Origin of the sequence: Oerskovia turbata, assembly GCF_000718325.1 — a bacterium.
Taxonomy (GTDB): domain Bacteria; phylum Actinomycetota; class Actinomycetes; order Actinomycetales; family Cellulomonadaceae; genus Oerskovia; species Oerskovia turbata.
Genome location: NZ_JOFV01000003.1, coordinates 141,178 through 154,044, shown reverse-complemented (window position 1 = coordinate 154,044; position 12,867 = coordinate 141,178). Strand labels below are relative to the sequence as shown.

Genomic DNA, 12,867 nt, shown 5'->3' with positions numbered 1-12,867 from the left:
ACGGTGGCCCGACGGCGGAGCGAGCGTCTCGCGGTCGTCCACCGCTGGGTGCGCGTCGCCGCCCACCGCCTGCTCGGAGGACGGTCACCGCGTGCTCGGGCGACGGGGCCGTGCACAGGACCGGGGTGCGGAGCCTGTGCCCACAGACCCGGTCGCCGGCCCAGCGGGACCCTGTCGGAGGTCCCTACGGTCGTGCGCATGTCGACCTCTTTCTCCCTCCCCGGCGCCACGTCCGGCTGGTCCCTCGCCCTCGACGTGGTCGATCCGCGACCCGAGCTGCGCCGCGCGGCCGACCTCGCCGCCGAGGCCATCGGGTTGGTCCGCCGGACCGCGGACGTCGCGTGGGAGGGGCAGGCGTCGGACGGGTACCGCGACCTCGTCGTCGAGGCCGTCCACGAGCTGTACCGGACCGACCGTGCCGCCGACCGTGCGGTGGGGGCGGCGGCACGGTACGTCCGGACGGTCGAGGCCGCGAACGCCGAGGCGAGCCTGCGATGAGCCGCTCACCGGACCCGACCGCGGGGATCGTCGTCTCCGGCGGAGTGACCCGGGTCGAGACGGCCGATCTGATCGCGGCCGCCGCCACCGTCCTCGAGGCCGCGCTGCACGTCGAGGCCGCCCTCGACGAGAGCCGGCGTGCGTACGGGCTGGTCAGCGGCCTCGTGGACGCGCCGCAGTCCTCGGTGCGCTGGGGCGGCGGGTTGGCCGCGTGCTACGGGGCCCTCGGTCCCGGGACGTCGGCGTGGGCCCCCGTCCCGCCCGAGGTCGTCGCGGCCCGCTCCGTGCTGCTCGACGAGACCGTGGCGTACACCGACGCCCTGGTCCTGGCGCGCGAGGTGCTCCTGGGGCTGTTCGACCGGCTGCGGAAGGCCGCCGGGATCTACGAGGAGGGCGAGTCGGGGGCCGAGGGCTTCGTCTCGTGGCTCGCGACGGTGCCCGGGCTCGGTGTGGGTGTGGTGCTGGCGGCCGGGGTCTTCGACGTCGGGAAGGGGATGGGGGCGGGGCAGGGGATGCAGCCGGGGCGTCTGGTCACGGGGTCCGGAGCGTACCACGACGAGGTCGTGCGGGGTACGAGCGCGCTCGTCGGGATCGGCGCGGCCGGTCGAGGGCTCAGCGCCCTCGGCGGGTGGTTCCGTGGGGCGACCGTCCAGGACGCGGCCGGTGTGCTGCGCGGCGTGTCGCAGTCCTACCGCCGGTTGTTCGAGCCGGGGGTCGAGACGACCGAGCTGACCGGCGACGCACTGCCTGACGGGTTCGACAAGCCCGTGGCGCGCAGCGCCGAGGACCTCCTGTCCGGGATCGACGTGGTCTACGGCACGGGGAACGACCTCCCGGACTCGGTCGTCTCGGTCGAGAAGTACGTCGGCGACGACCAGCGGGCCACCTGGGTCGTGACGGTGCCCGGGACCCAGCTCGGGAACCCGACGACGCCGTTCAGCATGACGTCGAACTTCGACCTGGTGCAGGGCGAGGCAGCGGACAGCACCGCGCACGTGCTCGACGCCATGCGTCAGGCCGGCATCCCCGAGGGGGAGGAGGTCGTGCTCGTCGGCCACTCGCAGGGCGGCATGGTCGCGATGGCCGTCGCGGCGGCGGCGTCCGGTGCCTCCGGCGCGGCAGGGACAGTGCCCCGCTACGACGTCCGGCAGGTTCTGACGGCCGGTGCGCCGGTCGGGCTGGCGGCCCTGCCCGCGGGTGTCCGCGCCACGCACGTCGAGAACGAGCAGGAGGGCGTCTCGCAGCTCGACGGCACCGACAACCCGGTCGGCCCGGACCGGGTCACGGTCCGGGCAGACCTCGACGCACCGGGCGCACCCCGGACGGAGGGCGTCCCGCACAGCGTGCCGTTCCACGTCGACGTCCTGAGCCGGGCCCGGGAGGTCGGGCACCCGGGCCTCATGGACAACCTCGACGCGCTCGAGAAGGCCGTCTCGGGTGACCGCGTCGAGGCGCGCTACTTCCGAGGGACCCTCGTCCCGCTGCCGGTCGCGCCGCCGTGACCCTGCAGAGCCGTCACCCCGTCATGACCCTTGGTCGAGGCCTGGCCCGGCCGGGTCAGACCCGCGACTTGGGCGCGACGACCGCGGAGATGAGGAAGTTCAGGACGCCGATGACGAGCGCGGCGAGCAGCGCCCACCAGAACCCGCCCTCGATCCGGATGCCCCAGTCGGTCTGCTCGGTGATCCACGCCGTGAGCATCAGCATGAGGGCGTTCACGACGAGCGTGAACAGGCCCAGCGTGAGGATGTAGAGGGGGATCGAGATGATCTGCACGATCGGCTTGATGATCGCGTTGACCAGCGAGTAGATGAGGGCCACGGCGAGGACGATCACGATCTGGCCGCCGACGGTGTCGGAGCCGACGATCGAGAAGTGGTCGTCGATGAACAGGCTCGTGAGCCAGATCGCGATGCCGGTGACGATGACGCGGATGACGAAGCTCATGCGTGCCATCCTGCCACCGGCTACCGCGGGTCGGTGCCGCACACGCGGTCTCCGCGCGATGCCGCACCCCGCTCACGAGGTGAGCGACGCCGTCGGGCAGCGAGGGGCGGTGGCATCCTGGAGGGCGTGACCAGCCCCGCGCCCTCCGTGCCCACGCCCCCCGCCGCAGGCGTCCCGCTCCGTGCCGCCGTCGCCGCGCTGCCCGCGTACGTGCCGGGTGCGCGCCTGGCGCCCGGGTCGAGCGCGTTCAAGCTGTCGTCCAACGAGAACCCGTACCCGCCGCCCGCCGCGGTCGTCGCGGCGATCGTCGACGCCGCCGCGGACACCAACCGCTACCCGGACATGTACGCGACCGACCTGACGGAGGCGCTCGCGGCCGACCTGGGCGTCGGCGCGGCGCAGGTCGTCGTGGGCAACGGCTCGGTGGCGGTGCTCGCGCACGTCCTGTCGGCCGTCGTGGAGGCGGGCGACGAGGTCGTCTACCCGTGGCGCTCGTTCGAGGCGTACCCGATCGCGGTCGCGGTCGCGGGCGGCACGTCGGTGCGTGTCCCGGTGACCCGGGACGGTCGGCTCGACCTGCCCGCGATGGCCGCGGCGATCAGCGACCGCACGCGCGTCGTCCTGGTCTGCACGCCCAACAACCCCACGGGACCCGTGGTGCACCAGGGCGAGCTCGACGCGTTCCTCGCGGCGGTCCCGTCCGACGTCCTGGTCGTCCTCGACGAGGCCTACCTGGAGTTCGTGCGCGACACGCAGGCGCCCGACGGCCTCGCGGTCCTCGCGGCGCACCCCAACGTGGTGCTGCTGCGCACGCTGTCCAAGGCGTACGGGCTGGCGGGGCTGCGCGTCGGCTACGCGGTCGCCGAGCCGGCGCTCGCGGCAGGCATCCGTGCGGTCTCGACGCCGTTCGGCGTCTCGCACGTGGCCCAGCGCGCGGCGCTCGCGGCGCTGTCGGTCAAGGACGAGCTGCTCGAGCGCGTCGAGCACCTGGTCGCGCGGCGCGAGCGCCTGGTCGAGGGACTGCGCGACCAGGGGTGGGACCTGCCGGAGACGCAGGCGAACTTCGTGTGGTTCCCGCTCGGCGGCCCGACGGCGGAGCTCGCCGCGGGCGCGTCGGCCGCGGGTCTGCTGGTGCGCCCTTTCGCGGGTGAGGGCATCCGGGTGAGCGTGGGCGAGGAGGAGGCGACCGAGGCGTTCCTGAGGGTCGCGGCGGGCTGGCGGTAGCGGCACCGGTCCCTGTTGCCGAGGTGTCCGGCCCGGACGAGACTCCCGGTATGGACACTCCCTCGTACGACCAGCTCCAGGACGACTACGGCTGGCTCTTCGGCACGGCGGCCCTGATCGTCTGGGCGGCCGTCGCGATCATCTTCCTGATCGCCTACATCCAGATCATCCGCAAGGCCGGCTACTCGGGGTGGTGGGTCCTCGTGGGGCTCGTGCCGCTGCTGAACGTCGTGATGTTCCTGGTGTTCGCGTTCTCGACGTGGCCGGTGATCCGCGAGCGGGACGCGTTGCGTGCGCGGGCCGGGTACACGGGCCAGTACCCGCCGGGCTGACCTCGGTGTCTCGTCGTGCGGACAGGTGTCTGCGCGCGGGGCACGTGACCTGGGGGCAGGGGTGGCCTCCGGCTTCTGAGGGGTTGCGCCAACCGTTCTGCCCGTGACGCCGTGGTTCGTGGCGTGACGTGGACGCCGGGTTGGAGGGAACCTCTAAAGATGAGCGGGCAACGTTTGTCCTCCCGTGGCGATGGAGGTTACGGACTCGTAGCCTACGCTTGCGTAAGCTACGGTGTCGTAGGTTGTCGTAGGTTCGGTCGGGAACGGCCGAGGACCGCCCCCGAGCGACCCGGGCTCACGCCCCGGGCCGCACCGAAGGAGAACGCGTGAAGCAGCAGCACACGGCCCCCGCGGCCGACCTCGCAGCCGAGCCGGCCGGCGGTCCCCTGGCGGCCTCGACCGACCCCGGCACGACGGACACCGGCACGACGGACACCGGCACCGCCGATGCGACGGACACCGGGGCGACGCTCCCCGTCGACGCGGACCTCCTCCAGCTCCTGACCCCGACCGGTGCGCGGGTCGTGACCCCGGAGAACGCGGCCTACCGCGAGCGCGTCGCCCACCTGGACGCCGACGCCTTGCGCGGCCTGTACCGCGACATGGTCCTGACCCGCCGCTTCGACGACGAGTCGACCTCGCTGCAGCGTCAGGGCGAGCTCGGGCTCTTCCCGCAGGCGCTCGGCCAGGAGGCCGCGCAGATCGGCTCGGGCCGGGCGCTCGCCCCGCAGGACTACGTCTTCCCGTCCTACCGTGAGCACGGGGTCGCCTGGACGCGCGGCGTCGACGTCGCGGACGTCCTGCGCCAGTTCCGCGGCATCGACCACGGCGGCTGGGACCCGGACGAGCACAACTTCCACCTCTACACGCTCGTGATCGGCTCGCACACGCTGCACGCGACGGGCTACGCGATGGGCGTCCAGCGCGACGGCCTCGTCGGCACGGGCGACGCGACCAAGGACACCGCGGTCGTGACGTACTTCGGCGACGGCGCCACGTCCCAGGGCGACGTGAACGAGGCCCTCGTGTTCGCCGCGGTCAACGAGTCGCCGGTCGTGTTCTTCTGCCAGAACAACCAGTGGGCCATCTCCGAGCCCACGACCAAGCAGTCGCGCGTGCCGATCCACCAGCGCGCCCACGGCTTCGGCATCCCGAGCCTGCGGGTCGACGGCAACGACGTCCTCGCGTGCTACGCCGCGACGGCCGAGGCCCTCGAGCGTGCGCGCTCGGGCGGAGGCCCCACGTTCATCGAGGCGTACACGTACCGCATGGGCGCCCACACGACCTCGGACGACCCCACGCGCTACCGCACCTCCGAGCAGGAGGAGCTGTGGCGCCGTCGGGACCCGATCGACCGACTGCGCCTCCTCCTGGAGGTCGAGGGCGCCTGGGACGAGCGGTGGGCCGCGGACCTCGAGGCCGAGGGCGACGCGCTCGGCGAACGCCTGCGGACGTTCGTCCGCGGGCTGGGCCGCCCGTCGACCGAGTCGATGTTCGAGCACGTGTACGCGACCGAGCACGCGGTCGTCACGGCCGAGCGCCGGTGGTTCGAGGAGTACGAGGCGTCCTTCACGGACGAGGGAGCCTCGAGGACGCACGACCAGCACGGAGGAGCACGATGAGCGCGCCGACCACCACCGCACCCGCCGCGGCGACCGGAGCGGTCCGCCTCACGCTCGGCAAGGCCATCAACGAGGGGCTGCGCGCCTCGCTCGCGGGCGACCCCAAGGTCCTGCTCATGGGTGAGGACATCGGGAGGCTCGGCGGCGTCTTCCGCGTGACCGACGGGCTCCAGGCGAGCTTCGGCGAGGACCGCGTGGTCGACACCCCGCTCGCCGAGTCCGGCATCGTCGGGACCGCGATCGGCCTCGCGCTGCGCGGGTACCGGCCCGTGTGCGAGATCCAGTTCGACGGCTTCATCTTCCCGGCCTACGACCAGATCACGACGCAGCTCGCCAAGATGCACTACCGCTCGCGCGGGCGTCTCAACCTGCCCGTGGTCATCCGGGTGCCGTTCGGCGGCGGGATCGGCGCGGTCGAGCACCACAGCGAGAGCCCCGAGGCCCTGTTCGCGCACACCCCCGGGCTGCGCGTCGTCTCGCCGTCGACGCCGCAGGACGCGTACACGATGCTTCGCGAGGCCGTCGCGTCCCCGGACCCCGTGCTGTTCTTCGAGCCCAAGGGACGCTACTGGGACAAGGGCGACGTCGTGCTCGACGGACCCGTCGGCGACTCGACCCTCAACTCCGCGGTCGTGGTGCGCGAGGGCACGGACCTCACGCTCGTCGCGTACGGCCCCACGGTCCCGACCGCGCTCAAGGCCGCGGCCGCGGCCGCCGCCGAGGGCACGAGCATCGAGGTCGTCGACCTGCGCACCATCTCGCCGCTCGACACCGCGACCGTCGTCGCGTCGGTCCGCCGGACCGGTCGCTGCGTCGTCGTGCACGAGGCCGCGACGTTCCTCGGCTCGGGCGCCGAGATCGCCGCACGCGTGACCGAGGAGTGCTTCTACGCGCTCGAGTCGCCCGTGCTGCGCGTGGGCGGCTTCCACACGCCGTACCCCGTCGCGAAGCTCGAGCACGAGTACCTGCCGAGCCTCGACCGGGTCCTCGACGCGGTCGACCGCGCCATGGCGTTCTAGCCCCGGCCCCGTCGCACCACCCCCTGACCACAGCAGCACGACCACCCGAGGAGCAGGCAGTGCCCACCTTCGAGCAGTTCAAGCTCCCTGACGCCGGCGAGGGACTCACCGAGGCGGAGATCGTGCAGTGGCACGTCGCCGTCGGTGACGAGGTCACGGTCAACCAGACGATCGTGGAGATCGAGACGGCCAAGTCGCTCGTCGAGCTCCCGTCGCCCTACACGGGCGTCGTCACCGAGCTGCTCGTCGCCGAGGGCGACACGGTCGAGGTCGGCGTGCCGATCATCGTGGTCGACACCGACCCGACGGGTCAGCCGTCGGCGTCGGACCCCGCCGCCCCCGCGGCGCAGGCCCCTGCCGCAGAGGGTGGCGGTGCCGTCCTCGTCGGCTACGGCGTCGCCGAGCAGGCGAGCGCGCGTCGCCCGCGCCGCGCCGCCGCAGCCCCTGCCGCCGGCCCGACGGCGGAGCGCCCCGCTCCCGTCGCCGCGCCCCCCGCTCGGGTGACCCCGGCACCCGCCGCACCCGTGCAGCCGGCGCGACCGGCGCCGTCGGGCCCCATCCGGGCCCTGGTCTCCGCCGCGACCGCCGGTCGGACCGTCCTCGCGAAGCCCCCGGTGCGCAAGCTCGCGCGCGACCTGGGCGTCGAGCTCGCGTCCGTGCCCGCGACCGGTCCCGGCGGGATCATCACGCGCGAGGACGTGCTCGCCTACAACGCACGCTCCGAGCCGCGCACGCTCGCGACCTACGCGGGCGACGACTCGCCCTGGCTCAACGACGCCGGCGCGGGCTCGACCGTGACCCCCGACGGACGCCAGACGCGCGTACCCGTGAAGTCGGTGCGCAAGCGCACGGCCGAGGCCATGGTCCAGAGCGCGTTCACGGCCCCGCACGTGACCGAGTTCCAGACGGTCGACGTCACCAAGACCATGAAGCTCGTCGCGAGGCTCCGCGAGGACCGCGAGTTCAAGGACGTGCGCGTCACGCCCCTGCTCATCACGGCCCGCGCGCTGCTGCTCGCCGTGCGCCGCCACCCCGACATCAACGCGAGCTGGGACGAGGCCGCGCAGGAGATCGTCTACAAGCACTACGTGAACCTGGGGATCGCGGCCGCGACGCCGCGCGGGCTCGTCGTGCCCAGCATCAAGGACGCGCACCGCCTCGACCTCAAGGGACTCGCACAGGGGCTCTCCGACCTCACGGCCACGGCCCGTGCAGGACGCACGTCGCCCGCCGACATGTCCGACGGCACCATCACCATCACGAACGTGGGCGTGTTCGGGATCGACACCGGTACCCCGATCCTCAACCCGGGCGAGGCCGCGATCCTCGCGTTCGGCGCGATCCGCGAGCAGCCCTGGGTCCACAAGGGCAAGATCAAGAAGCGCTGGGTCACGCAGCTCGCGCTGAGCTTCGACCACCGCCTGGTCGACGGCGCGCTCGGCGCGTACGTCCTCGCCGACGTCGCGAAGATCCTCGAGGACCCGGCCCAGGCGCTCGTCTGGGGCTGACGCCCTCGCAGCACCACCACGCCGAATCCCTACCGGTTGCTCGTCCAGGTCCTCCACCGGAGACTGTCAGGAACCGACGAGGAAGGGCGTGCCCGATGACGATCACCCGCTCCCCCGAAGGACGGACCTCGCGTCGACGGCTGGTCGCCGCGACGTCGGTCCTGGTCCTGACGGCCGCACTGACGCTCGGGGCCGCGGCGGTCGGGCCGTACGTCGCCCCGGCCGCCGCCGAACAGCTCCCGACCTGCCCCGACGGCGAGGGGGACGGGACCGTCGGGCCACCGCTGTTCACCGACAACGCCGTCTCGGTGTACGTCGGCGGGGACTTCACGGCGCACGAGAACGCGGCCGAGAGCGAGGGCCTGCTCGTGGTGCACGGGGACGCGAGCTTCGAGCGGGAGGGCCTCTTCAACGTCGGGATCGTGGGAGCAGGTTCGGGGGCGGTACCCACCCCCGGCTCGACCATGCTGGCCGTGGGCGGGAACCTGACCATCGGCCCCTCGTCGGCGGTCGACGTCGGTGCCGGGGCCACCGGAGGGGGCGCCGTGCACGTCGGCGGCGAGATCGACGGCGAGTCGCGGCTCGTGACGAACGGCGCGGGGGCGATCGAGAACATGGGGGCGAGCGCGCTGCTGCCCTACGACCCGGACGTCTTCCCGCAGGAGATGGTCGACGTCTCGGCCGAGCTCGCCGCGTTCGCCGCGAACGGTACGGCCGCACGGTCGGGCGACACGGTGATCTTCACCGCGGGCCCCGACGACCCGACCCACAGCGGGCTCCAGGTCTTCGAGATCGACGCGGCGAGCCTGAACGGGACGACCGCCCTCCAGTTCAACGGCATCCCGGACGGCGACTCGATCGTGGTCAACGTGACCGGTGGCCCGGTGGACTTCTCGCCGCAGGACTTCACCGCGGACGGTGTGCGGGTCGACGCGTTCGGCTTCCCCGGGTTCGGTGCCTTCGCGTCGAGCCTGATGTGGAACTTCACGGGGGACACCGACGTGTCGATCGGTCAGAACGGCCAGTTCATGGGATCGATCATGGGTCCCGGTATCAACCTCACGGCGACGACCAGCACCAACGGCCGCCTCCTCGTCGGGGGCGACTACACGATGGGCGGCGCGGGCACCGAGCACCACAACTACCCCTGGAACTACGCGTTCCCGTGCGAGGACGACGTGCCGCCCCTCCCGACCGAGAACGGCTCCCTCACGGTGACCAAGAGCGTCGCGCCAGGCTCGGGTCTCACGAACCTCGTCTTCACGGGGTCGGCGCGCTGCACCCTCACGGACGGCTCGATCTTCATCGCCGGGTGGTCCGTCAGGGCCGACGAGGTCACGGTCTTCGACAGCCTCCCGCTCGACGTCAGGTGCGTGATCATCGAGGACCTCGACGGGGTCTACGAGGACGTCGACGGGGTGCTCGTCCCCGTGGACGTGGAGGACAGGCAGTGGGCCGAGCCGGTGTACACGGTCGACGGGGTCGAGACCGACACCTTCGAGATCACCGAGGACGGTCAGAACATCACGATCGACATCGACAACACCCTGCTCGGCACTGCCGACGTGACGAAGGTCGTGTCCGGACCCGAGGGCGGGTATGTCGGTGACCGGACGTTCGACGTCGACTGGCAGTGCTCGGCCGGGGCCTACGTGGACGGCGTCGCCGTCGACCCGGCCGTGACGTCCGGGACCGTGAGCGTCGCGGCGGGCGCGACGGTCCGCCCCGCGGTCGGCGGCGACGAGGCGTGGTTCCCGGTCGGGACCACGTGCACCTTCACCGAGGCGCCGCTCACCGAGGAACCGGGGGACTTCGCGTCGGACACCCACGAGTGGACGGGCTCCGACGTCGACCCCACGGACGTCGTGATCGGCACGGGCGAGACGGGGATCGTCGCGGTCACCGTGACCAACACGTTCCGCAGCACCGTCGGCGGGTTCGAGATCGCGAAGGCGCTCGACGGGGACGCCGCCGCCCAGGTGCCCGCGGACGCCGTGTTCACCGTGCGCTACTCGTACGCGCTCAACGGCACGACCGTCAGCCAGGACGTCCAGGTCCCGGCAGACGGAACCTCGGTCGCAGGGCCGCAGGACCTGCCCGAGGGCACGGTCGTCACGTTCGAGGAGATCGCGCTGCCCGGGGTCCCGGGGGTCACCTGGGGGACACCGACGATCACGGTCGACGGTCAGTCGACGAACCGGCTCGTGGTGGGTGGAGGGGCCTCGGCCGAGGTCGTCGTGACCAACACGGCCGACGCCGTGCCGACCCCCACGCCGACGCCCACGCCGTCCGTCCCGACGACCCCCGACGGCGACCTCGCGACGACGGGAGCGGACATCGCGATGATCGCCGGGCTGTCGGTGCTGTTCGTCGCGGTCGGCCTCGCGGCGGTCGTCGCCCGCCGACGCTGGACGTCAGGCACGAAGTAGCTCCGGGCCCGAACGAGCAGGGGGTGGCGAGCCGGACCGGCTCACCACCCCCTGCTCGTTCGTCGGCCGGCTCCCGCCGGGCCCGACGACGCCCCCGTCAGTGACGTGCGGCGCTCGAACGGTCCTGCGTGTCCGACGGCAGCCCTTCGTCGTAGGACCAGCCCGCGGGCCTGCGCGTCGGGTCGAACCAGACGTGGCCACCGCGGGTCCAGCGGCGGCGGTACGCGATGATGCGCTCGGGGGTCGTGTCGTCGATCCCGCTCTCCGCGCCGCAGCAGTCGCAGATCGTGTGGGTGGGGCCGTCGAGCGTCCAGCCCGCGTCGTCGAGGTACCAGGCGCACACCCGGCACAGGGCCGCGCTGTGGTCGACGTCCTTCGGTGCGGGCGCGCTCGTCAGACGGACGAGCGCGGCGAGCGCGCGCAGCGGGTTGACCGCTCCGGATGCAGCGGTGCTCTGTCGCGGCATGCGTGGATCCTTTTCTCGAATTCAACCCCTGGACGTCGGTCCGGAGGTTCGCCCCGTCGTGCAGTGGTCGGAGCGCGCCCAGCCCGGCCGCCGTCGAAGGGACTGGCGTGAGTCTAAACCGGCGTCGTGAGACTCAGGCAGGATGAAACGCCGCACCGCCCGCAAATCACCTGACGGTTTGGTCACTGTGCCTCTCCCCGCCGTGCGGCACGAGCCCTCACAGCCGGGCAGGTCGCGGTGTGCGCAAACCCTTACGGACGGGAAACGGGCGCCGCGTCCGGCAGAAACACGCGCTTCCTACCGTCGCTGGTACCGGTCGGGCGTCGCTCGACGAGCCCGCCGAACCGGTCCCACGTCAGGTCCCCCGGTCCCACGCCCGGTCCCATCAGGAGGCGCCATGCCCGTCCCCGCAGGCCCCACCCCGCAGGCCACGACCACCACGCTCGGGCCGTCATCGGCGTCACCGCCGCAGTCTCCCGCACCGTCCCCGGCTCGTCGCCGCGGTCGCTGGATCGAGCACTGGGACCCCGAGGACCCCACGTTCTGGCGCGACGGCGGTCGGACGGTCGCGACCCGCAACCTGTGGATCTCGGTGCTCGCCGAGTTTCTCGGGTTCGCGGTGTGGGCCCTGTGGTCCATCGTCGTGCCGCAGCTCGGTGCGGCGGGCTTCGCCTTCACGGTGGACCAGCAGTTCTGGCTCATCGCCGTCCCGAGCCTCGTGGGCGCGACCCTGCGCATCCCGTACACGTTCGCGGTGCCGCTGTTCGGGGGACGCAACTGGACGGTCGTGTCCGCGCTGCTGCTCCTGGTGCCCACGGTCTCGCTCGCGGTCGTCGTGCAGGACCCGGGGACGCCGTTCGGCGTGATGCTGCTCGTCGCGGCGCTCGCGGGTGTCGGCGGCGGCAACTTCGCGTCCTCGATGGCCAACATCTCGTTCTTCTACCCGGAGAAGGAGAAGGGCCGGGCGCTCGGGCTCAACGCTGCGGGCGGCAACCTCGGGACGGCCGCGGTCCAGCTCGCGGTGCCGCTCGTGATCGTGACGGGGGCGGGCATCGCCCTGGAGCGGGCGGGTCTCATGATGATCCCGTTCGTCCTGCTCGCGGCGTTCCTCGCGTGGCGCTTCATGGACAACCTGTCGCACGCCAAGGCCGACGTGCGGTCGTTCGCGGCGGCGACGCGCAACCGGCACACGTGGATCATCTCGTTCCTCTACATCGGGACGTTCGGGTCGTTCATCGGCTACTCGGGCGCGTTCCCGACGCTGCTGGGGAACCAGTTCCCCGAGGTCACGCTCTCGATCGCGTTCCTCGGTGCGCTCGTCGGCTCGGTGTCCCGACCTCTCGGCGGGATCGTCGCCGACAGGGTCGGCGGGGCGCGCGTGACGATCGTGGCGTTCGTGGTCATGGCCGTCGGTGCGTTCGGCGCGATCCGGGCCCTCGAGTCGCACGACTTCGGGTTGTTCTTCGGTTCCTTCCTGCTGCTGTTCGTCGCGACGGGCATCGGCAACGGCGCGACCTACCGCATGATCCCCGCGGTGTTCGCGGCGTCGGGGGAGGCGACCGCGAAGGGACTGCCCGACGACGAGCGCGCCGCCCACCGCCTGCGGGTCCGCAAGGCGGCCGCGGGGTGCATCGGGATCGCAGGGGCTGTGGGGGCGTTCGGCGGGTTCCTCATCCCGCGCGGCTTCGCGGTCTCGAACGACCTCGCGGGGTCGCTCGTCCCGGCGCTGTGGATCTTCATCGGCGTGTACGCCGTCATGGCCGTCGTGACGTGGGCCGTCTACCAGCGCCAGGGTGCGTCGCTGGCCGCGGCGGGGGTCTGA

11 protein-coding genes are annotated in these 12,867 nt (G+C 72.6%); 9 read left to right on the top strand and 2 right to left on the bottom strand.

Annotated elements, in window-relative coordinates:
* Nucleotides 1–198: 198 nt before the first annotated feature.
* Both IE95_RS0103840 and IE95_RS0103835 read left to right on the top strand, forming a co-directional pair.
* Nucleotides 199–498 carry a hypothetical protein gene (locus IE95_RS0103840; RefSeq protein WP_030150310.1) on the top strand — a complete coding sequence of 100 codons (300 nt, stop codon included), beginning with the start codon at nt 199–201 and terminating at the stop codon, nt 496–498.
* Nucleotides 495–2,000 (top strand): alpha/beta fold hydrolase, encoded by a 1,506-nt coding sequence (locus IE95_RS0103835; protein WP_030150309.1) that lies wholly within the window; start codon nt 495–497, stop codon nt 1,998–2,000. The genes IE95_RS0103840 and IE95_RS0103835 overlap by 4 nt, the downstream gene beginning before the upstream one ends.
* 55 nt (nt 2,001–2,055) lie before the next feature.
* Here the strand turns inward: IE95_RS0103835 and IE95_RS0103830 are convergent, their stop codons facing one another.
* The gene (locus IE95_RS0103830; protein ID WP_030150308.1) at nt 2,056–2,445 is read right to left on the bottom strand and encodes a phage holin family protein; all 390 of its coding nucleotides are present in this window, start codon (nt 2,443–2,445) and stop codon (nt 2,056–2,058) included.
* 126 nt (nt 2,446–2,571) lie between these two features.
* Here IE95_RS0103830 and hisC point away from each other — a divergent pair, with 126 nt between their 5' ends.
* The 6 genes from hisC to IE95_RS19435 all read left to right on the top strand — a co-directional run bounded on the left by hisC (nt 2,572) and on the right by IE95_RS19435 (nt 10,579).
* Complete coding sequence (gene hisC, locus IE95_RS0103825; RefSeq protein ID WP_240666328.1) at nt 2,572–3,669, top strand: histidinol-phosphate transaminase; 1,098 nt, start codon at nt 2,572–2,574, stop codon at nt 3,667–3,669.
* A 50-nt stretch (nt 3,670–3,719) separates the two neighbouring features.
* Nucleotides 3,720–4,001, top strand: a complete 282-nt coding sequence (locus tag IE95_RS0103820) for a DUF805 domain-containing protein (protein ID WP_206053320.1) — start codon at nt 3,720–3,722, stop codon at nt 3,999–4,001.
* A 326-nt stretch (nt 4,002–4,327) separates the two neighbouring features.
* Nucleotides 4,328–5,623, top strand: a complete 1,296-nt coding sequence (gene pdhA / locus IE95_RS0103815; protein ID WP_420819386.1) for a pyruvate dehydrogenase (acetyl-transferring) E1 component subunit alpha — start codon at nt 4,328–4,330, stop codon at nt 5,621–5,623.
* Nucleotides 5,620–6,642 carry an alpha-ketoacid dehydrogenase subunit beta gene (locus tag IE95_RS0103810; protein WP_030150304.1) on the top strand — a complete coding sequence of 341 codons (1,023 nt, stop codon included), beginning with the start codon at nt 5,620–5,622 and terminating at the stop codon, nt 6,640–6,642. The genes pdhA and IE95_RS0103810 overlap by 4 nt, the downstream gene beginning before the upstream one ends.
* A 59-nt stretch (nt 6,643–6,701) precedes the next feature.
* A complete protein-coding gene (locus tag IE95_RS0103805; RefSeq protein WP_030150303.1) occupies nt 6,702–8,150 on the top strand; it encodes a dihydrolipoamide acetyltransferase family protein in 1,449 nt (482 codons plus the stop codon).
* Nucleotides 8,151–8,245: 95 nt separating this feature from the next.
* Nucleotides 8,246–10,579 (top strand): choice-of-anchor A family protein, encoded by a 2,334-nt coding sequence (locus tag IE95_RS19435; protein ID WP_051702687.1) that lies wholly within the window; start codon nt 8,246–8,248, stop codon nt 10,577–10,579.
* A 97-nt stretch (nt 10,580–10,676) separates the two neighbouring features.
* On the opposite strand, the gene IE95_RS18630 is transcribed toward IE95_RS19435, so the two are convergent.
* Nucleotides 10,677–11,045, bottom strand: coding sequence for a hypothetical protein (locus tag IE95_RS18630; RefSeq protein WP_051702686.1), 369 nt, complete (start codon nt 11,043–11,045; stop codon nt 10,677–10,679).
* 397 nt (nt 11,046–11,442) lie between these two features.
* Here IE95_RS18630 and IE95_RS0103790 point away from each other — a divergent pair, with 397 nt between their 5' ends.
* Nucleotides 11,443–12,867, top strand: a complete 1,425-nt coding sequence (locus tag IE95_RS0103790) for an MFS transporter (protein ID WP_036570824.1) — start codon at nt 11,443–11,445, stop codon at nt 12,865–12,867.

Bases quoted from the DNA above. Each gene is read 5' to 3' on its own strand.
- IE95_RS0103840 (WP_030150310.1), top strand. From the start codon at position 199: ATGTCGACCTCTTTCTCCCTCCCCGGCGCCACGTCCGGCTGGTCCCTC.
- IE95_RS0103835 (WP_030150309.1), top strand. From the start codon at position 495: ATGAGCCGCTCACCGGACCCGACCGCGGGGATCGTCGTCTCCGGCGGA.
- IE95_RS0103830 (WP_030150308.1), bottom strand. From the start codon at position 2,445: ATGAGCTTCGTCATCCGCGTCATCGTCACCGGCATCGCGATCTGGCTC.
- IE95_RS0103820 (WP_206053320.1), top strand. From the start codon at position 3,720: ATGGACACTCCCTCGTACGACCAGCTCCAGGACGACTACGGCTGGCTC.
- IE95_RS0103810 (WP_030150304.1), top strand. From the start codon at position 5,620: ATGAGCGCGCCGACCACCACCGCACCCGCCGCGGCGACCGGAGCGGTC.
- IE95_RS19435 (WP_051702687.1), top strand. From the start codon at position 8,246: ATGACGATCACCCGCTCCCCCGAAGGACGGACCTCGCGTCGACGGCTG.
- IE95_RS18630 (WP_051702686.1), bottom strand. From the start codon at position 11,045: ATGCCGCGACAGAGCACCGCTGCATCCGGAGCGGTCAACCCGCTGCGC.
- IE95_RS0103790 (WP_036570824.1), top strand. From the start codon at position 11,443: ATGCCCGTCCCCGCAGGCCCCACCCCGCAGGCCACGACCACCACGCTC.